The following is a 19,759-nucleotide window of genomic DNA, read 5'->3' on the forward strand; positions in this document are numbered from 1 at the left end:
CCACTCCTAAATTAATTAAAAGAGGCTTTTAATAACCTCGCATTAAGTGCTAGCCATGCCTGTTTTTGATTTTCCCAGGCGGCTTCCAACTCATGGTATTGTGCCATTAATGCTGAGCGTTCACACTGCTTTGCCATGTTATTTTTTTTAACTTCTAACACTTGTTTTTGTAGTGAACAATAATTTTGCAGTTTTTTCAGCAGTAAATCGTACTCTTGTTGTAATAATGTAATCTTATCTTGTGCTAAAGGCAATTTTGCAAGACGCGTTTGCGTTTTGCTCATTAGCGTTTCGGCCTTTGCTTTTTCGATACGTTCAACAGGTGTACGCTTCAATTTATTAGCTAAACCAACAGCTGCTAAAGAGCGAATCATCCATTTTGTTGGATCGTAATGAAACCATTTAATACCGTTACGGTAGTCGCTTGCAAAAATATGGTGGAAGTTGTGATACCCCTCACCGTATGTAAATAACGCTAAAAAGCCGTTATCACGTGCCGTATTTTTTTCGGTGTATGGGCGAGAGCCCCAAATATGTGCAACCGAATTTATAAAAAAGGTAAAGTGTTGGCTTAGTACTAAGCGTAGTAAACCTGCAAGGATTAACATACCCCACACATCACCAACCAATAAACCAAGTGCTAGAGGCAAACCTACGTTCATAGCAATAGCTAGTTTTAAGTAGTGCTTATGTTGCCACATAACGACTTTATTTCGTTGTAAATCACGACAATTACTATAGTCGTTGTAGCTATCGCCTTGGTAGTCACGTAACATCCAGCCGATATGGCTATACCAAAAACCATTGGTAGCCGCGTAAGGGTCTTTTATTGGGTCGTCAACTTGACCGTGATGTATACGGTGATCGCTACTCCAATGCAAAGCACTGTTTTGTAGTGCAAAAGCGCCGCCTAGCGCAAAAATAAATTCAACTGCAGGGTGTGCGTTATAGGTCTTATGTGCCCATAATCGATGGTAGCCGGCAGTAATTGATAAGCCCGCATAAAACATGCAGCCTACAAAAGCAATCCAATGCGCGCTGGTAAATCCGTAGCTAATAGCGTACCAAGGTACAAGTGTGGCAGCCGCCAAAAAGGTTAGGCTAAAAAATAGGACGTTTGTCCAAATAATCGGTGGTTTATTCATAATTCTCAATCTCAGCGTACAACTGTAAGCTAAAATAGTATTTCAAACTCTCGTCGTCAAGTATTAGACTGTACAATTGAGCTAATATCACTAAATATTCATATAAAATAATTCAGGGAGCTGTTGATGTCGGGTGTTAGAGCGCAACAGAAACAAAAAACACGACAGGCGTTAATTCAAGCGGCATTTAATCAGCTGAGTGCTGATCATAGTTTTTCGAATTTAAGTTTACGCGAAGTAGCACGAGAAGCCGGTATTGCCCCAACTTCTTTTTATCGTCATTTTAAAGACATGGATGAGCTAGGTTTAACCATGGTAGACGAAGCCGGTTTAACCCTTCGTCAACTAATGCGTCAAGCACGCAGACGAATAGCAAATGATGGCGGCAGTGTTATAAATACCTCAGTGGTTACTTTTATGGAGTTTATTGATAACTCAAGCAACCAATTTAGGTTGTTGCTGCGAGAACGCTCTGGGACTTCTAAAGCATTTAGAGCCGCTGTAGCGCGCGAGGTAAAACATTTTATTTTAGAGCTGGCTCATTATTTAGAAAGTGAAACTAAGTGTAATGCCATGCATGCCTATATTCAGGCGGAATCTATGGTAACGCTCGTATTTAATGCGGGTGCAGAAGCGCTCGATATAGAAGGATTGCAACGCGACGAATTGATTGAGCGCGTTATTTGGCAGCTGCGCTATATTACTCGTGGAGCCGGGCATTACGTAAGAGAAACGAATAAAGAAGCATAGCTTAAAAAAATTGTAAAAAGTTAATATAAGCACGGTATATTGCAGTGCTTATTAATTTAAGCGTCGCTAGTTACGTATTTGTTGTTTTAATTCCCAATATAGACCTATGTTGAATTAAAAAACCTAATTGAATCATTTTTAAATCTATTGTGTAGAATATTTATGCTTGCTTGGTGCGGCTATGAATGTTAAAAATAGGCTTCACTGAACACACACATAAGAAAACAAGATGCATATTATTCGTTTAATTACACTAAAACTTAACCTCTTACTGCTATGGCAAGTAAGCGGGGATTAGTGTGTTTGCATCGAGTTGAACACTAAAAAACCCCGCAATTGCGGGGTTTTTTTTATCTCGCGGCTGGGATTAATTGAAATTTGGGTAACATAGGAATGAGGGGCAGTTATGCAAGAGCAAGATAAAGTATGGATTTTTGATACCACCTTACGTGATGGCGAACAGGCACTTAAAGCAAGCCTTACTGAAGATGATAAAATTCAATTAGCACATACAATTAGCCGCTTGAATGTGGATGTGATGGAAGTGGGTTTTCCAGTTTCGAGCCCCGCTGATTTTCGCTCGGTGCAACGTATTGCAACCGAAGTAAAAGGTCCAATTATTTGTGGTTTAGCACGCTCAGTTGCTAAAGACATTGAAGCCTGTGGCGAAGCACTTCGCACAGCACAGCAAAGCCGTATTCATACTTTTATTGCTACAAGCCCTTTACACCTTGAACATAAATTACGTATGAGCCTAGATGATGCAACGGCCATGGCGGTTAAATCAATTAAATTGGCACGTAACTATACTGATGATGTTGAGTTTTCGTGTGAAGATGCTGGTCGTACGCCACATTGGGATCTATGTAAAATTGTTGAGCAGGCCATTAATGCCGGGGCTTCAACTATTAACTTGCCAGACACCGTTGGTTTTGTAACGCCAGACGAATATGCCGCGATGATCCGCCATTTAATGAATAACGTGCCAAATATTGATAAAGCGCGCTTAAGTGTGCATTGCCATAACGATTTAGGTTTAGCAGTAGCAAACTCGGTAGCCGCAGTGCAAGCCGGGGCGCGCCAAATTGAGTGTACTATTAATGGCATTGGTGAGCGGGCTGGTAACTGCTCGCTTGAAGAAGTGGCGATGATTATGAAAATGCGCCACGACCACTTAAAAGTATACACCGATATTAAAAGTGAAGAAATTTACCGCGCATCTCGTCAAGTGGCTAAAATTTGTAATATGCCAGTACAACCAAATAAAGCGATTGTTGGCGAAAACGCCTTTGCGCATAGTTCTGGCATTCACCAAGACGGTGTATTAAAAGCGCAAAATACTTATGAGATTATGTCGCCAGAAAGCGTTGGTGTGCCAAGCAACCAATTAAATATGACTTCGCGTTCGGGTCGTCATGTTATTGAGCATCGCTTAGAAGAGTTAGGCTATCAAAAATCTGATTACGATATGGATGGCTTATATAAAAGCTTTATCGAATTGGCTGACCAAAAAGGCACAGTATACGATTACGACCTTGAGGCGATGATTTACTTTAATCAAATTAACGACAAAGATGAAAAATACCAATTAGAATTTGTTAACTCAGCCTCTAACTCACAATCGGTAGCAAGCTCTACGATTGGAATGCGAATTGATGGCGAAGCTAAACAAGAAGCCGCGACAGGTAATGGCCCAGTTGAAGCTTCCTTTGCAGCTATTGAGCGCTTAACCGGTATGAGCGTTGAAATGATTGAATATAACTTAGAAGCAACAGGCCAAGGTGCAAGTTCATTAGGCCAAGTAAACATTATTGCTAAATACGATGGTCGCCCTTACCACGGTGCGGGCATTGCAGCGGATGTGGTTGAAGCGTCGGTACGCGCCATGATCCGTGTTTATAACTTAATTTATCGTGCACAAAAAGTGTCTGATTTAAAACAACAAAGGAAAGCAGGATGAGTAAAACAAACTACAGCGTTGCAGTATTAGCTGGCGACGGTATTGGCCCAGAAGTAATGGCGGCAGCAGAGCAAGTACTTGATGCTGTGAGCAATAAGTTTGGTTTTACATTAAACCGTCAGCATCATGCTATTGGTGGCGCAGCCATTGATGAATTTGGTGAAGCCTTACCACCAAAAACACTAAGTGCTTGTGAAAGTGCCGATGCCATTTTATTTGGCTCAGTTGGTGGCCCTAAGTGGGAAAACTTACCACCAAACGAGCAGCCTGAGCGCGCATCGTTATTGCCGCTTCGTAAGCACTTTGGTTTGTTTTGTAATTTACGCCCTGCACAGTTATTACCTGCATTAAGTGCAGCGTCACCACTTCGCGCTGATATTAGCGAAAAAGGTTTTGATATTTTATGTGTGCGTGAGCTAACCGGCGGCATTTATTTTGGTGAAAAAGGCCGCAGTGGTGAAGGCGCTGAAGAGTTTGCATTTGATACGCAAACTTACTCACGAAAAGAAATTGAGCGTATTGCACGCTTTGCTTTTGAAGCAGCAAAACTACGTAGTAACCATGTTACCTCTGTTGATAAAGCCAATGTATTAGCATCAAGCGTATTATGGCGCGAAGTAGTAACCGAAGTTAGTAAAGACTACCCAGAAGTAAGCTTAGATTACATTTACGTAGATAACGCCGCTATGCAATTAGTTAAACAGCCTAGCCAGTTTGACGTACTACTTTGCGATAACTTATTTGGCGATATTTTGTCAGATGAGTGCGCCATGATCACAGGCTCAATGGGCTTATTACCATCGGCAAGCTTGAATCAATCGGGTTTTGGATTGTATGAGCCAGCAGGCGGTTCAGCACCAGATATTGCAGGTAAAGGCGTTGCAAACCCAATAGCACAAATTTTAAGTGCCGCATTAATGCTACGTTACTCGCTAGGGCAAGACGAAGCTGCGCGGACCATTGAAAAAGCTGTAGCAGAAGCCGTAGAAGCAGGCGTTGGCACTCCAGATATATATCCAAATGCAGGTTACAGCACAAGCGATGTGGCAGCAGCTATCGTTTCTCGCATTTAATAACATATTAAAGTTGCAGCACCGTTATGCTGCAACTCAAACAGATTAGGGAATTAGCAAGTGGCCCAAACGTTATACGAAAAAATTTGGCAAGCACATACCGTTGCCAGCATAAACGAGCAAACCGACTTACTTTATATTGACCGCCATTTAGTGCACGAGGTGACTTCTCCGCAGGCTTTTGCAGGTCTACGTGAAAAAAACCGTACTGTACGTTGCCCAGAAAAAACCTTTGCAACGATGGATCATAACGTATCGACTAAAAGCCGATCACTTGATGCCGCAAGCGAAGTATCTAAAAACCAATTAATGGCGCTTGATAAAAACTGTAAAGAGTTTGGTATTGTACTTTACGATTTAAACTCAATTAATCAAGGCATTGTGCACGTAATGGGCCCAGAGCAAGGTATTACTTTGCCAGGCACAACCATTGTATGTGGCGATAGCCATACCTCTACACATGGTGCGTTTGGCGCATTAGCGCATGGTATTGGTACGTCTGAAGTTGAGCACGTATTAGCAACGCAAACGCTACAGCAAAAAAAGGCGAAATCGTTAAAAATTCAAATAAACGGTGTATTGCGTCCAACGGTTACGGCTAAAGATTTAATTATGGCGGTAATTGGCAAGTTAGGTACCGCTGGTGGCACAGGTTATGTAGCAGAGTTTTGTGGTGCAGGCATTGAAGCGCTTTCAATGGAAGCCCGTATGACGCTATGTAATATGAGCATAGAAATGGGTGCAAAAGCGGGTTTAATTGCATCTGACCAAATTACTTATGATTACTTAAAAGGTCGTCCGTTTGCACCAAAAGGCGCTGATTTTGATGCAGCCGTTGAATATTGGGAAACCTTAAAAACAGATAAAGGCGCACACTTTGATTTAGTTGTTGAGCTAAATGCTGACGACATTCAACCGCAAATTACCTGGGGCACAAGCCCAGAGCAAGTAATTGGTGTTGATGAGTGCATACCTGATCCAGATAAAGAGCCAGATTTAATTAAAGCCGATGCTATTCGAAGTGCGCTTAAATACATGGACTTAAAAGCGGGCGATAAATTATCAAGCGCGAAAGTAGACACGGTATTTATTGGCTCATGTACAAATAGCCGCATTGAAGACTTACGCGCTGCTGCAAAAATTGTTGAAGGCAAACATGTTGTTGCTGGTATTGAAGCATTAATTGTACCGGGCTCGGGCTTAGTTAAAAAACAAGCGGAAGACGAAGGCTTAGCTGATATTTTTAAAGCCGCTGGCTTTGAATGGCGCGAACCGGGTTGCTCAATGTGCTTAGCAATGAACGATGACCGCCTAGAAGCAGGCAAGCGCTGTGCATCTACTTCTAACCGTAATTTTGAAGGTCGTCAAGGTCGTGGCGGACGTACACATTTAGTTAGCCCTGCAATGGCGGCAGCCGCTGCAATACATGGTCACTTTGTTGATATTAGAGGAGAAGCATAATGAGCGTATTTTTTAGTGGCTTAATGGCTCCACTTGATAAAAACAATGTAGATACTGACCAAATCATTCCTAAGCAGTTTTTAACATCAACTAGCCGCGAAGGTTTTGATGCTGCTTTGTTTTACGATTGGCGCTACCTAGATAACGACGAACCAAACCCTGACTTTATTTTAAACCGCCCGTGTTACCAAGGTGCGCAAATTTTATTAACGCGCGATAACTTTGGTTGTGGCTCATCTCGCGAGCACGCGCCATGGGCGCTTAAGCAATATGGTTTTGAAGTGATTTTGGCTGAAAGCTTTGCAGATATTTTCTTTAATAACTGTGGCAACAACCAAATGTTAGCCATAGCGTTACCTGCCGACACGCTTGAGCAATTGTTTGTACTTAGCGAGCAGCACGACGATATTAACATTGAAATCGATCTTGAAAATCAAACACTAACAAGCAGTAAGTTTTTACCAATTAGTTTTGATATTAGTAAAGAAGTAAAAGAGCGTTTGTTAAGTGGCTTAGACTTTATTGGGGTAACCGAAACGCTAAACCCACAAATTGATGCATTTGAAAAACAACTAGCAGCTGAGCGCCCTTGGCAGTAATTGCTTAAAAGTAATTAAATAATAAAACGCGGCTAAGTTCGCGTTTTTTTATGAGGGAGTTTCACAGCAGATATCACTGGTTGTATGTACTCATGGCCGTCATCACACCTAGAAATTTCAATTGTTCTACCATTTATATCTAAAGCTTCATTACGAAAATAAAGGGGCTTACCACAAATTTTTTTATATAGAGGCTTTTTAAAATTGCATATTTTACTTGTTCCTCTAGACGCCTGAGCTCCTTTTTTTGTGAAATAGTTAGTTGTGATTGTTCCAATAACATAGCCACCAACAACGGTGCCAACTTGATAAAGGGTTGTTATTTCTTCTGGACTTAATGATAAGGAAGCTCCTTTATAGGGACCTCGCTTAAAGCGTCCTATACCATTTTTTATAATTATATTATTTCTACTAACACTAATTGTAACTAGGCGTTTATTACCTTCAACTCCTGTATTTTTAATATAATTATTTTGATTGTTTAATTTATTCATCCGACCTACTTTCATCCTTAAAAATTTTAGATATACATTACACTATTAATAATGGCGAGTAATCTAGTAGCCAAAGTAATGATCAGTAAAAAAGAGTTTGATCAAAGTTCCTTTAGAGCACTCATTACACGTAAAAAAGCACGGCAATTGCCGTGCTTTTTTGTAGGTAAATATTAGATGTGGTAGCTAAAGGTTAATGTCTAAAGTCAGCCATTAACGCAGGTATACCAGGTAACATGCCTACAATTGCCATTACAGTGGTGAGTAACACAAACATAATAAGTGGGATTACCCAGCGGCTCATTTTAGATAGCTCAGCGCTGCGTTCTTTACAGCCAATAAGCCCTAAATTATCAAGCAGCATAGTAAGCGACCAACCAAAAGCCGGATTAACCAAGGTCGAAGCAAATACCACAATAGCGGCTGATTGCGTTGTTTTGCCTTCGCGTGTCATTTCCATACCAGCTTCAAGTAGCGGAATAAACACACCGACAATAAGCGCAACACAAAGCACAGGTTGCCAAATGGCTAAATCCATAGGGTAACCCCATAAACCAGCAATAATACAAAATACGGCTGTTAAAATGGCGCCCGCCGGAATAGGGCGTTTAGCAATAGCGGCAGGTACAATGTAGGTTCCCCACGATGAGGTAAAGTTAGCACCACCGGCAAGTGAGCCAAATGTTTGTCTAACCGATGCGCTTAGCATGGTATCGTCGATATTCATTTGTACTTTTTCAGTACGTTGCGGATAGCTTATTTTTTGAAATACTTGATGACCTAAAAAATCAGGTGACCACATAGCAACAGCGAGCACTGCAAACGGGAGTACAACAACAAAGCTTTCAAGCGTTGGCAGGCCAAGCATCCAACCTGTGTTTTCGCCCCACCAGTATGCTGGGTTCATATTTGGTAAACCCGGTGCAGTATGAAACTCAAACGGTGCACCTAAAGCAAAAGCAACCACGCCACCAATAAGGCAGCTTAACGGCACGGCTAACCAACGCTTTTTAAAGTGCTCCAATAGCGCATACAATAAAATGGTGGCTAAAATAACAATAAACGCAATGTGCGCCATATCAATGGCTTCCGCCCAAGCAAACAGCTTTTTAACTTGCGAAATAGTACCAATAAAGCCTAAATAAATGAGCAACCCGCCACACACACCTTTACTGGTTAGGCGCGCGAGCATACTTCCTCCTTTGGTTATGGCCAAAATAAAACCAAAGGCACCAATGAGTAAGCCAAACGCCATAGGGTGGCCGCCAGCAGCAACAACAATAGGGATTAGTGGAATAAGTGGGCCATGAGTACCAGCTAAGTTGGCCGTGGGTAAAATAAAGCCTGAAAATAAAATGATAAAAATAGAAACAATGAGTAATTCATAACGTACATTTTCTAAAACAAACGCATCACTTAAACCAAGAGGCGCTGCAAATGTAGCTGCAATAGCACCCACCATAACGACTTTACCAATTGTGCCCGCCATTGCTGGTATGGTGTCTTCAAATTCAAATCGGTAATCTCTAAACGGTAAATTAGGACGCCAGCGCTTAGGCTGCATAATTTGTAATTCGTGTTCGAGATACTCGTCGCGAGTATTAAAGTCAGAGCTGGGTTTATGAAGCTGCTCGTAGCTTTGAGCAACCTTGTGCGTGTTTGATGGTGCATCACCGGGTGGTGTAGTTTGCATGCGTTCTCCTGCAACATTGTTGCTTAATCAAATAAATACGGCTTTTGTTAAAGCAAATGAATATTGAACATGCAGGGTAGATCAGCTTTTAGGCTGCTATGTATAGGCAAAAGGTCGTGCATGGTTGTTTTTAATACAGTTAATCTGACAATCAGCTTTACGTTAAAAATTATAAAACTACACAAAATGATTTAAAGTTATTATAAATCAATGGTTTGATTTTTATTTCAAGGAGTTTGATTACCGTTTATAACGGAAAATAGTGTTAATGGCAGGTTATTATCCTTTAGTCTTAGTGGTTGTTAAATGAGTGTTTTTATTGAAAATACGTTACGTGGTGAGGTAATCTCCCAAAAATATTACACACTAAAAGTTAAGAGCCTTTGCAATTGCAAAGGCTTATGTTTTAACAGCTAACTTTTACCAAATCATTTCTACAAATTCAGGGTGGTCGATATACGGGTTACGATTACCTTGAAACTCAAACGCTGCTTGGTTGCGGTCAAGTTCCATTTGGCTTACAGGATCGCTGTTATGCCAGTTAAGCAGCATGGCTACAACCCAGCTTTCAAACACTTTGTTGCTTGAACCATTAAGCACTGCATTACTTGAGGTCGTTTTAGTTTGCCAAGTGCCTATTACATTTTCGTAGCGCGTTGCCATGTAAAAATAAGCGCGAGCAAAGTCACCTTTAAATTCGTCAATTGGCTCAAACACAGTACCAGAGTAATTTAATGAACTTGCGGCAGAACCTAATTTACTTCCGTTAGTTGATGTAAATGAAGCGCTTGCTACTTCACCAAATGGGAAATTACTACGTTTTGAGTTTACATAACCGTCGGTTGCGTAAATATGATGCACATCTGAGTTCATTGGCTCAATAGTGCCGCCAAACCAGCTTTTAGGGAATGAATGCTCACGGTTGTAACAGCCGCCTTCTCCACTATAGTTACCACATTGATCGCTCACAGCAGTATAATTGTAGCTATCTGAACCGTTTGGTTTTTCGCTATACATATCTAAAATGCTGTTATCGTTTTCAAAGTATTGATCACGTGCTGATGAGTCGTAAAAATTCCAAATAGCCGAGTAACCCTGTGCATTATGATCTTTAATAATATTATAAAGCTCAGTTTTTAGTGTATAACCCGATAACCCTTGAGCAGTAACATAGTAGCCAGTGGGGGTTGGATTAGTCCCGCCGCCATCACCAGAGCCACCGCCTAAAGTAAATGCTGTGCTGTCGGTGTTACTAAAACTTGCACCACTTGCAAGTGTGGTAGAGCCTTGCTTAAGTGCATAACTGCCACTACCTGTTGAACAACACATGCCATCGCCGTAGCTGTCGCTAATAACTAGTGCGTATGTACCATCAGTTAGGCATATTTGTTCATCATATTGTGTGTTTGATGCGTAACCACTGCCGTTAGCGATTGCGCTACCTTGATTGTTATTTACGGCCCAGCTAGTTTCGCTGCCGTAATTATCGGTATTAAGCGTTAGGGTAAGGCTATTGTCGGTACAACTTGTTGATGCGCTGCCATCAGCGTTTGGTAAAAAGTTATCTACGTATACGGTTTCGCTGCCATCAAATCCACTTACATCGTAAAACCTAAGTCCAACACTAATTGTTTTATCACTGCTTGCTGTATAGCTATGGCTAACTGTTTGCCATTGGTTAGTTTGTGCCTGATTTGAATAGCCTTGGTAGCCGTCTACATATAAGCGCGCCTTAATTTTACCTTCGGTATGGTATACATCAGCCGAAAAGTTATAGGTTTTACCTGCTTCTACAGTAACTTGTTGTAATAAATCGGTGTTACTTTGCGACCCTGTAGTTACATTTACAGCAGCAGAGCTACTGCCACTTTTAACTGTGCTGGTGGATCGTGAAAGGCTAATTCCGCCATCTATTGTTGTCCATGCATCAGGTGTATTACCTGACCATTGCTCAAAGCCGCCATTAGTTACATTGGCCATTACAGGTAATGAGCCCAGTAACAAAGCGGTACTAATTAATTTGTTTTTATATTTCCCGTGTAACATGATTGTTCCTATTTTTACTTTGAAAGTAAAATATACCCTACATTAGTTTGGTTACAAAATTGTTAATTTAAAATGCAGTAAAAGGCAATAATTACTCTTTAAACTGTTTTTGAAGGTATTTTTATAAATTAATAACTAAATGGAATATCAAAGCAGATTCTATTCTTTTTTTATCTATGCATAGCCCGTTATCCTGCATACTTAGAAAACCTCAACAGATACACTCTGGATGAGGTAAAACTCATTTTTAACAATACACAAAGTGTGTTGTGTTTAATTTTCAGGGTTATGGGGAATCGATTCATGTTGTTAGGTCAACTAAATGCTGCGGCAAGCCCGCTATCGCAAGATCAAGTACAAAAGCTGCAAGGTTTAGTGGCTGAGCTTAATCCAATTCAACAAGCATGGGTAAGTGGTTACTTAGCCGCTAATGCTAACTCAGCTGCATTAGGTGCTCCTACTGCTGGCGTACCGGCTGCAGGAGATGCTGCAGCGCTAACTATTTTATATGGTTCGCAAACGGGTAACGCAAAAGGCGTAGCAAGCAAAATGAAAGAGCAGGCTGAGTCGCGCGGCTTAGCGGTTAAATTGGTTAGCATGTCAGATTACAAACCAACAGCCCTGAAAAAAGAAAAGTTTTTAACCATCGTTGTATCTACTTACGGTGAAGGTGAGCCACCAGAAGACGCAGAAACACTCTATGAATTTTTAGCAACTAAAAAAGCACCAAAACTAGACGATGTAAAAATAGCCGTTATTGGTTTAGGTGATTCTAGCTATGAGTTTTTCTGCCAAACAGCAAAAGACTTTGAAGAGCGTTTAAATAAACTAGGTGCACAGACCATATATCAACGTGCTGATTTAGATGTAGATTATGAAGAAGAAGCTGCAACATGGATTGCGGGCGCAATTGACGCATTCGAACCTGATTTAAAAGCGCAACAAGAGGCCGCTGGTGGTCAAGTTGTATCAATGCCATTTGGCGCACCAACTTCTGCAGCAAGCCAATATACAAAACAAAATCCATTTGAAGCAGAGCTATTAACTGTTCAAAAAATTACCGGTCGCGACTCAACTAAAGATGTACGCCATGTTGAAATTTCGCTTGAAGGTTCTGACATTACTTACACGCCAGGTGATTCATTAGGTGTGTACTTTTTAAATGACGATGTATTAGTTGATGAAGTACTTACACTTACTCAAATAGATGCAACAAGCATTGTAAAAGTAGGTGATGAAGAGCTAAGCGTACGCGATGCACTTATTGAAAAACTAGAGCTGACTCAGTCATACCCTGGTTTTGTAGAAAAATATGCAACTGCTACGGGCACGCCAGAGCTACTTAAACTAGTTGAAGATAAAACTGCAATGCGCGCATACATTGAGCCTCGTCAAATATATGATGTGATTCGCCAAAATCCAGCAAAAATTGATGCGCAAACATTAGTAGATTGCCTACGTAAACTACAAGCTCGTTTGTACTCAATTGCATCTAGCCAAGCTGAGGTTGAAGACGAAGTACACTTAACACTAGGTCTAGTGCAGTTTGATGCATTTGATAGCGAGCATTTAGGTGGCTGTACTGGTTACTTAACTCGTCGTGCAGAAGAAGGTTGTAAAGTTAAAGTATTTAGCGAACACAACGACAATTTCCGCCTACCAACTAACGATGATACACCGGTGATTATGGTTGGTCCTGGTACGGGTATAGCGCCGTTCCGTGCATTTTTACAAGAGCGTGATTCGCGTGAAGCACAAGGCAAAAACTGGTTGTTCTTTGGTAACCCACATTTCACTCAAGACTTTTTATACCAAGTAGAAATACAGGGTTATTTAAAATCGGGTTTACTTAACAAAGTAGATGTAGCATTTAGCCGCGACCAAGCCGAAAAAGTATACGTACAAGACAAATTACGCAGTAACAGTAAAGACGTGTTTGAATGGTTAGAAGCTGGCGCTCACTTTTATATTTGTGGCGATGCAAATCGTATGGCAAAAGATGTACACAACGCCTTGCTTGATATCGTTAAAGAAAACACAGGTAAGAGTAACGAAGACGCAGAGCAATACTTAAAAGATTTGCGTAGCGCAAACCGCTATCAGAAAGACGTGTATTAATCACGTTTCTTATTTTATTTAACAGCTAACAGCCGTCACTGTAACAAATTTAGGATTTAAAATGAGCGAACAAGATAAAAACGTAAAACTTTCTGATAACGAACGTTTGAAAAGAGAAAGTAACTTTTTACGTGGCACCATAGAAAAAGATTTAAAAGATGAAATTACTGGTGGTTTTACTGCTGACAACTTTCAGCTAATTCGTTTTCATGGCATGTACCAACAAGATGACCGCGATATACGTGGTGAGCGTGCTAAGCAAAAGCTAGAGCCGCTACATAATGTAATGTTACGTGCACGTATGCCTGGCGGTATTATTAAGCCAGAGCAGTGGCTAGCAATCGATAAGTTTGCAGATGACAAAACAAGCTACGGCAGTATTCGTTTAACAACGCGTCAAACGTTTCAGTTTCATGGTGTATTAAAGCCTAATATTAAAGGCATGCACCAAATGCTTGATAGCGTAGGTATAGACTCTATTGCTACAGCGGGTGACGTTAACCGTAATGTGCTTTGTACTACTAACCCAGTTGAGTCTGAGTTACATCAAGAAGCTTACGACTGGGCTGCAAAAATTTCTGAGCATTTATTACCAAAAACGAAAGCGTATGCCGAAATTTGGTTAAATGGCGAAAAAGCAGAAACCACAGAAGAGCCAATTTTAGGGTCTAATTACTTACCGCGTAAATTTAAAACAACGGTAACTATTCCACCTAACAACGAAGTTGATGTGCATGCGAATGACTTAAACTTTGTGGCAATTGCTGATAACGGCAAGCTTGTTGGTTTTAACGTATTAGTGGGCGGTGGCCTTGCCATGACGCACGGTGATACCGCAACTTATCCGCGTAAGGCTGATGACTTTGGCTTTATTACGCTAGAAGATACCTTAAAAATTGCAGAGCATGTTGTATCTGTGCAGCGCGATTGGGGTAATCGTTCAAACCGTAAAAATGCAAAAACTAAATACACACTAGACCGTGTAGGTGTTGATGTATTTAAAGCAGAAGTAGAAAAACGCTCAGGCGTTACGTTTGCACCAAGCCGTCCGTTTGAGTTTACTCATCGAGGGGATCGCATTGGTTGGGTTGAAGGCATTGATGGTAAGCATCACTTAACGCTATTTATTCAAAGTGGTCGTATTTTAGACTACCCAGGCAAACCGCTTAAAACAGGGTGTCGTAAAATCGCTGAAGTTCACCAAGGTGACATGCGTATGACGGCAAACCAAAACTTAATTATTGCTGGCGTACCTGCAGATCAAAAAGCCGTGATTGAAGAGATTGCACGTAGCCATGGCTTAATTGATGACAAAGATTCGCAGCAACGTAAAAACTCTATGGCGTGTGTTTCACTGCCAACGTGCCCACTTGCAATGGCCGAAGCAGAGCGTTACTTACCAAGCCTAGTTGAAAAAACTGAAGCATTACTTGCTAAGCACGGTATACCAGATGACAGCATTATTATGCGCGTTGTTGGTTGCCCGAACGGCTGTGGCCGCGCAATGCTAGCCGAAGCTGGTTTAGTGGGTAAAGGCCCAGGTAAGTACAACGTTTACTTAGGTGGTAATTTAGAGGGGACACGTATTCCTAAATTGTACCTTGAGAACGTAGGCGAAGACGTTTACCTAGAAGCATTCGATAAGCTAATTGGCCAATGGGCAAGCGAGCGCAATGATGGTGAGTGTTTTGGTGACTTTGTTATACGCAAAGGCATTGTTGCTGAAGTAAAAGTATCAGTAACCGATTTTCACGCTTAATTAAATACCAGCGCTTTGGCGCTGGTGAGGTTTGGAATTTACCATGAGTGAATTTAAAAACATTTTACAGCTAGATAAACAAAGCCAGACGGCTATGTTAGCTGATGCTAATGGTTTACTAGCGAATATGAGCGCAGAACAGCGTGTTGCATGGGCGCTTGATAACTTGCCTAATACGGCTTTTTTATCATCTAGCTTTGGTATTCAAGCGGCAGTAATGCTGCATTTAATGACCTCACAACGTCCAGATATTCCCGTTGTATTAACCGATACAGGTTACTTATTTCCAGAAACTTATCAGTTTATTGAGCAAATGAGTGAGCGTTTATCACTTAACTTAAAGGTGTATAGAGCGCCGCTTAGCCCAGCATGGCAAGAGGCTAAATTTGGTAAACTATGGGAGCAAGGCGAAGGCGGCATTAAGCAATATAATCAGCTTAATAAAGTAGAGCCGATGACCCGTGCGTTAAAAGAAATAGAAGCAGGCACGTGGTTTAGTGGTCTGCGCCGCGATCAATCATCTACACGTGCTGATAAACAGTTTGTAGAAATTAGCCGTGGTACCGTTAAAGTGTACCCAATTATTGAATGGTCTAACCGCGACGTGTATCAGTATCTTACTAAGCACGATTTACCTTACCACCCATTATGGGAGCAAGGTTATGTGTCGATGGGTGACGTACATACAACACGTAAGTTAGAACCAGGAATGACTGAGGAAGAAACCCGCTTTTTTGGTTTAAACCGAGAATGTGGACTACACATGGATGGTGACGGTATTTAACGCCACTACGGTGTAGTTAAATTGCAAATAAAAACGCAGCTTCGGCTGCGTTTTTATTTTTTATTAGGGTACAAAAAATTGCCTAATTAAGTATTTTTTATTAGACTCAAGGCATTAAAGGATTAATTAAAGCAGGAACGCTATGAAATACTTTACCTACTTAGCTATATCAATCATGGCTATTGCAGTCATCTCTTTGTTTTATTTAAAAAAGCCCGATGGTCAAACATGGCTTTCTGCATCATCAATTAGCAGTGAATCTCAGCAAATTAAAGAAAAAATGGTCGTGCTATCTAGCAATACTTTGGACCAAGCAGTGCAGGGCGTTAAGCAAGCTGGCGATAAAATTGCGAGCAGTATTTCTGATGAACCAATGCCTGAAAGTACCACCTCAAGCAGCAAAATTTTTAAGTGGCAAGATGAAACAGGTCAATGGCACTTTTCTGATACACCTAACCCGCATGCAAAAAGTATTGAAGTAAAACTCGATCCTAAAGACATTACTGTTATTGCTGCAGAAGACACGTCTATTTTAAATACCTCTCCAAGTACAAATACAATGTCGGCTGCACCAGAGGGGAACAGTATTTTGAACCCAGACTCTGTTAAAAAGCTATTTAATGACGCCGAAAATGTAAAAGACAAACTAGAAAAACGTAATAAAGAAATTAATAATTTAAGTGCACTTTAATTATTTAGAGTGCGTGCTTTTATGGTTTTTTAAATAACGTTTTTCGGCTTCCATTAGCAGTATGGTTAAATATATTTTAGTAGGAAGTGACAATAGCACGCCTACAGCAATGCATGCCGCCGCTAAAATTATTCCTTTAATACCATGATTAACAGTGAAATAACTCGACACAATTAAAGTGTGGCCAGTAACAATAAGGCACAACCCAAGCACTATTGATGTTTTAAGTAGCCTAACTATCATTGTTTGCGACATAGTTACCTCACTAAGAGTTACCTTAGTGTAGGCATGCTTTAAATGCTTAGCATTGATTTAAGACAACAAACAGCACACATAAAAAAGCCCAGCTTATTACTAAACTGGGCTTTTAAATGTATTAACTACTGTCTTTGTTAGTCGAGCATATTACGCAGTACATATTGTAAAATACCGCCGTGTTTGTAGTAATCCCACTCTTTAGGGGTATCAATACGTACATCTGCACTTAAGGTGACTTTTTTACCTTCGGCATTTGTAGCAATAACGGTTACTTCATCGGTTTTATCGTACAGGCCATCAATATCAAATTGTTCTTGCCCTGTTAACCCATGTGACTCGTAGCTTTCACCTTCTTTAAATTGCAGCGGTAATACACCCATACCGATTAAGTTAGAGCGATGAATTCGCTCGTAGCTTTGTGCTACAACCGCTTTAACGCCTAGTAAAAGTGAGCCTTTGGCCGCCCAGTCACGAGATGAACCTGTACCGTATTCTTTACCCGCTAAAATAATGAGAGGCGTATTATTTTTTTGGTACTCCATAGCTGCATCGTAAATGCTTGCTAAATCGTTTTCTGGTTGTGTACGTGTTACACCGCCCTCAGTTCCCGGGGCAAGTAAGTTTTTAAGACGCACATTAGCAAACGTGCCGCGCATCATTACTTCGTGATTACCACGGCGTGAGCCATACGAGTTAAATTGCGACTTTTCTACACCTTTCTCTTGCAAGTACAAACCTGCTGGCGCTTCTGCTTTAATAGCACCTGCTGGAGAAATATGGTCAGTTGTTACTGAATCCCCAAGCTTAGCTAAACAACGTGCGCCCTCAATCGTTGGAATACCCGGAGGCTCTACTTTCATACCATCAAAAAATGGTGCTTTTTTAATGTAGGTAGATGCGTCATCCCAATCATAAAGTTCGCCATCAGGTATTTGAATTTGCTGCCAGCGGCTATCGCCTTCGTAAACGTTAGCGTAGCTTTTTTCAAACATTTCTTTAGTTACTGTTTCTTTAACTAGGTCGCTCACTTCTTTAACGCTTGGCCAGATGTTTTTAAGGTAAATATCGTTACCATTAGCATCTTGCGCAAGGGGTTCGTTGTATACGTCAATGTCGGTTCTGCCTGCAATGGCATAGGCTACAACAAGTGGAGGTGAGGCTAAAAAGTTCATTTTCACATCTTGGTGAATACGACCTTCAAAGTTACGGTTACCCGATAAAATAGAGCTAACCACTAATTTATGCTTTTGAATCGCATCTGATATTTCAGTCGCTAGTGGACCTGAGTTGCCAATACACGTAGTACAGCCATAGCCTACCAAGTTAAATCCTAGGCTTTCTAGGTCGTCCATCAAGCCTGCTTTTTCTAGGTAGTCGGTAACTACTTTAGAGCCTGGTGCAAGGGATGTTTTAACCCAAGGTTTTACATTAATGCCTAATTGCTTCGCTTTTTTAGCGACTAAGCCTGCGGCTAAAATAACACTTGGATTAGAGGTATTGGTACAGCTGGTAATTGCGGCAATAACACACGCGCCATCATTTAGCTCAAACTCTTGGCCTTTAAATTTAACTTTAGCGGCACCCATAAACTGTGCTTCGTCTACTGGCTCATCTGGATTTGTTGTTGGGCCTTCACTTTCAATACGAGCTTGCTCTTCATCGCTTTTATCGCGACGAGCCATACGCTCATCTTGAAAGCCTTTTAAATGCTCGCCAATTACTTCACCCGCTTTATTTAGGGCAATTCTATCTTGTGGACGTTTAGGGCCTGCAAGGCTTGGTACAACATCGTCTAATTTAAGTTCGAGTGTATCGGTGTAGCTCGCTTCGTCGCCATCGTTACGCCATAAACCTTGGTGTTTAGCATAATCTTCAATTACCTTTAGGTGTTTTTCGTCGCGGTTTGTTAAGCGAAGGTAGTTAATGGTTTCATCATCAATCGGGAAAATACCACACGTAGCGCCGTATTCTGGTGCCATATTCGCTATGGTTGCTCTATCGGCAAGTGGTAGGTCGGCAAGGCCGTCACCATAAAACTCTACAAATTTACCCACTACACCATGGTTACGCAGTATTTCGGTTACTGTTAGTACTAAATCGGTTGCGGTTGTACCTTCAGGTAATCTGCCGCTAAGCTTCATACCGACTACTTGTGGAATCAATAAACTAATTGGCTGACCAAGCATAGCCGCTTCGGCTTCAATGCCGCCTACGCCCCAACCAAGTACACCTAAGCCATTAATCATGGTTGTATGAGAGTCAGTACCTACGAGGGTGTCTGGGTAAGCGAATTTTTTGCCATCGCGCTCTTCATTAAAAACAACACGGGCTAAATACTCTAAATTCACTTGGTGAACAATACCGGTTGCTGGTGGCACTACTTTTAAATTATCAAAAGCGGTTTGTCCCCAGCGTAAAAATTCGTAACGTTCTTTATTTCGGTCATATTCAAGCTTGGCATTTAAATCAAATGCACCATCATTACCATAACCATCTACTTGTACCGAATGGTCAATAACAAGTTCAGCTGGCGATAACGGATTTATTTTTGCAGGATCGCCACCTAGTTTTTCCATTGCGTCACGCATCGCGGCTAAATCAACAATAGCGGGTACACCGGTGAAATCTTGCATAACTACGCGAGCTGGAGTAAAGGCAACTTCAGATGCAGGTTTTGCTTGAGGATCCCAATTAAGGAGGGCTTGAATGTCTTGTTCTTTAATATTTGCGCCGTCTTCGTTACGAAGAAGGTTTTCAAGTAATACTTTTAAGGAGAAGGGCAATCGTTTCGCTTTGTCGCCAAGTCCTTTTAGAGAATGAATATGATATTGCTCACCGTTTATTGTGAGCTGATGTTGGGTATCGAAACTATTATTCATTATTTGCCCCTTTATGAATTATAAAAATATTTTGAAGAGTGACCTCTGT

The 19,759-nt window shown here is 41.1% G+C and carries 15 protein-coding genes; 9 read left to right on the top strand and 6 right to left on the bottom strand.

Features of this window, described 5'->3' with window-relative positions:
• Positions 1–11 precede the first annotated feature (11 nt).
• Positions 12–1,145, bottom strand: coding sequence for a fatty acid desaturase (locus tag BW142_RS19720; protein ID WP_024589509.1), 1,134 nt, complete (start codon positions 1,143–1,145; stop codon positions 12–14).
• Between the two features lie 126 nt (positions 1,146–1,271).
• Here BW142_RS19720 and fabR point away from each other — a divergent pair, with 126 nt between their 5' ends.
• The 5 genes from fabR to leuD all read left to right on the top strand — a co-directional run bounded on the left by fabR (position 1,272) and on the right by leuD (position 6,988).
• Entirely contained in the window at positions 1,272–1,895 is a 624-nt protein-coding gene (gene fabR / locus BW142_RS19725; RefSeq protein ID WP_010555448.1) for an HTH-type transcriptional repressor FabR, read from the top strand.
• Positions 1,896–2,301: 406 nt separating this feature from the next.
• On the top strand, positions 2,302–3,855 hold the full coding sequence (gene leuA, locus BW142_RS19730) for a 2-isopropylmalate synthase (protein WP_008171909.1): 1,554 nt from the start codon (positions 2,302–2,304) through the stop codon (positions 3,853–3,855).
• Entirely contained in the window at positions 3,852–4,928 is a 1,077-nt protein-coding gene (gene leuB / locus BW142_RS19735) for a 3-isopropylmalate dehydrogenase (protein WP_024600010.1), read from the top strand. Before leuA ends, leuB begins: the two co-directional genes overlap by 4 nt.
• 60 nt (positions 4,929–4,988) lie before the next feature.
• Entirely contained in the window at positions 4,989–6,389 is a 1,401-nt protein-coding gene (leuC, locus tag BW142_RS19740) for a 3-isopropylmalate dehydratase large subunit (RefSeq protein ID WP_076926052.1), read from the top strand.
• Positions 6,389–6,988 (top strand): 3-isopropylmalate dehydratase small subunit, encoded by a 600-nt coding sequence (leuD, locus tag BW142_RS19745; protein WP_076926053.1) that lies wholly within the window; start codon positions 6,389–6,391, stop codon positions 6,986–6,988. The genes leuC and leuD overlap by 1 nt, the downstream gene beginning before the upstream one ends.
• 32 nt (positions 6,989–7,020) lie before the next feature.
• Here the strand turns inward: leuD and BW142_RS19750 are convergent, their stop codons facing one another.
• From BW142_RS19750 to BW142_RS19760, 3 genes are all read right to left on the bottom strand, one after another.
• Positions 7,021–7,482 (bottom strand): hypothetical protein, encoded by a 462-nt coding sequence (locus tag BW142_RS19750; protein WP_076926054.1) that lies wholly within the window; start codon positions 7,480–7,482, stop codon positions 7,021–7,023.
• A 193-nt stretch (positions 7,483–7,675) separates the two neighbouring features.
• Positions 7,676–9,175: a DUF3360 family protein gene (locus BW142_RS19755; RefSeq protein ID WP_076926055.1), complete on the bottom strand. Its 1,500-nt coding sequence runs from the start codon at positions 9,173–9,175 to the stop codon at positions 7,676–7,678.
• Positions 9,176–9,595: 420 nt separating this feature from the next.
• Complete coding sequence (locus BW142_RS19760) at positions 9,596–11,221, bottom strand: endonuclease (RefSeq protein ID WP_076926056.1); 1,626 nt, start codon at positions 11,219–11,221, stop codon at positions 9,596–9,598.
• 303 nt (positions 11,222–11,524) lie between these two features.
• On the opposite strand from BW142_RS19760, the gene BW142_RS19765 reads away from it, so the two are divergent.
• The 4 genes from BW142_RS19765 to BW142_RS19780 all read left to right on the top strand — a co-directional run bounded on the left by BW142_RS19765 (position 11,525) and on the right by BW142_RS19780 (position 16,573).
• Complete coding sequence (locus BW142_RS19765) at positions 11,525–13,339, top strand: assimilatory sulfite reductase (NADPH) flavoprotein subunit (protein ID WP_076926057.1); 1,815 nt, start codon at positions 11,525–11,527, stop codon at positions 13,337–13,339.
• Between the two features lie 61 nt (positions 13,340–13,400).
• Positions 13,401–15,098, top strand: a complete 1,698-nt coding sequence (gene cysI / locus BW142_RS19770; RefSeq protein ID WP_076926058.1) for an assimilatory sulfite reductase (NADPH) hemoprotein subunit — start codon at positions 13,401–13,403, stop codon at positions 15,096–15,098.
• Between the two features lie 43 nt (positions 15,099–15,141).
• Positions 15,142–15,882, top strand: coding sequence for a phosphoadenylyl-sulfate reductase (locus tag BW142_RS19775; RefSeq protein WP_076926059.1), 741 nt, complete (start codon positions 15,142–15,144; stop codon positions 15,880–15,882).
• 142 nt (positions 15,883–16,024) lie between these two features.
• Complete coding sequence (locus BW142_RS19780; protein ID WP_076926060.1) at positions 16,025–16,573, top strand: DUF4124 domain-containing protein; 549 nt, start codon at positions 16,025–16,027, stop codon at positions 16,571–16,573.
• Here the strand turns inward: BW142_RS19780 and BW142_RS19785 are convergent, their stop codons facing one another.
• Positions 16,574–16,828, bottom strand: coding sequence for a hypothetical protein (locus tag BW142_RS19785; RefSeq protein ID WP_076926061.1), 255 nt, complete (start codon positions 16,826–16,828; stop codon positions 16,574–16,576).
• A 137-nt stretch (positions 16,829–16,965) separates the two neighbouring features.
• On the bottom strand, positions 16,966–19,710 hold the full coding sequence (gene acnA / locus BW142_RS19790; RefSeq protein ID WP_076926062.1) for an aconitate hydratase AcnA: 2,745 nt from the start codon (positions 19,708–19,710) through the stop codon (positions 16,966–16,968).
• Between the last annotated feature and the right edge of the window lie 49 nt (positions 19,711–19,759).

Source organism: Pseudoalteromonas sp. EB27, assembly GCF_001974875.1.
Taxonomy (GTDB): domain Bacteria; phylum Pseudomonadota; class Gammaproteobacteria; order Enterobacterales; family Alteromonadaceae; genus Pseudoalteromonas.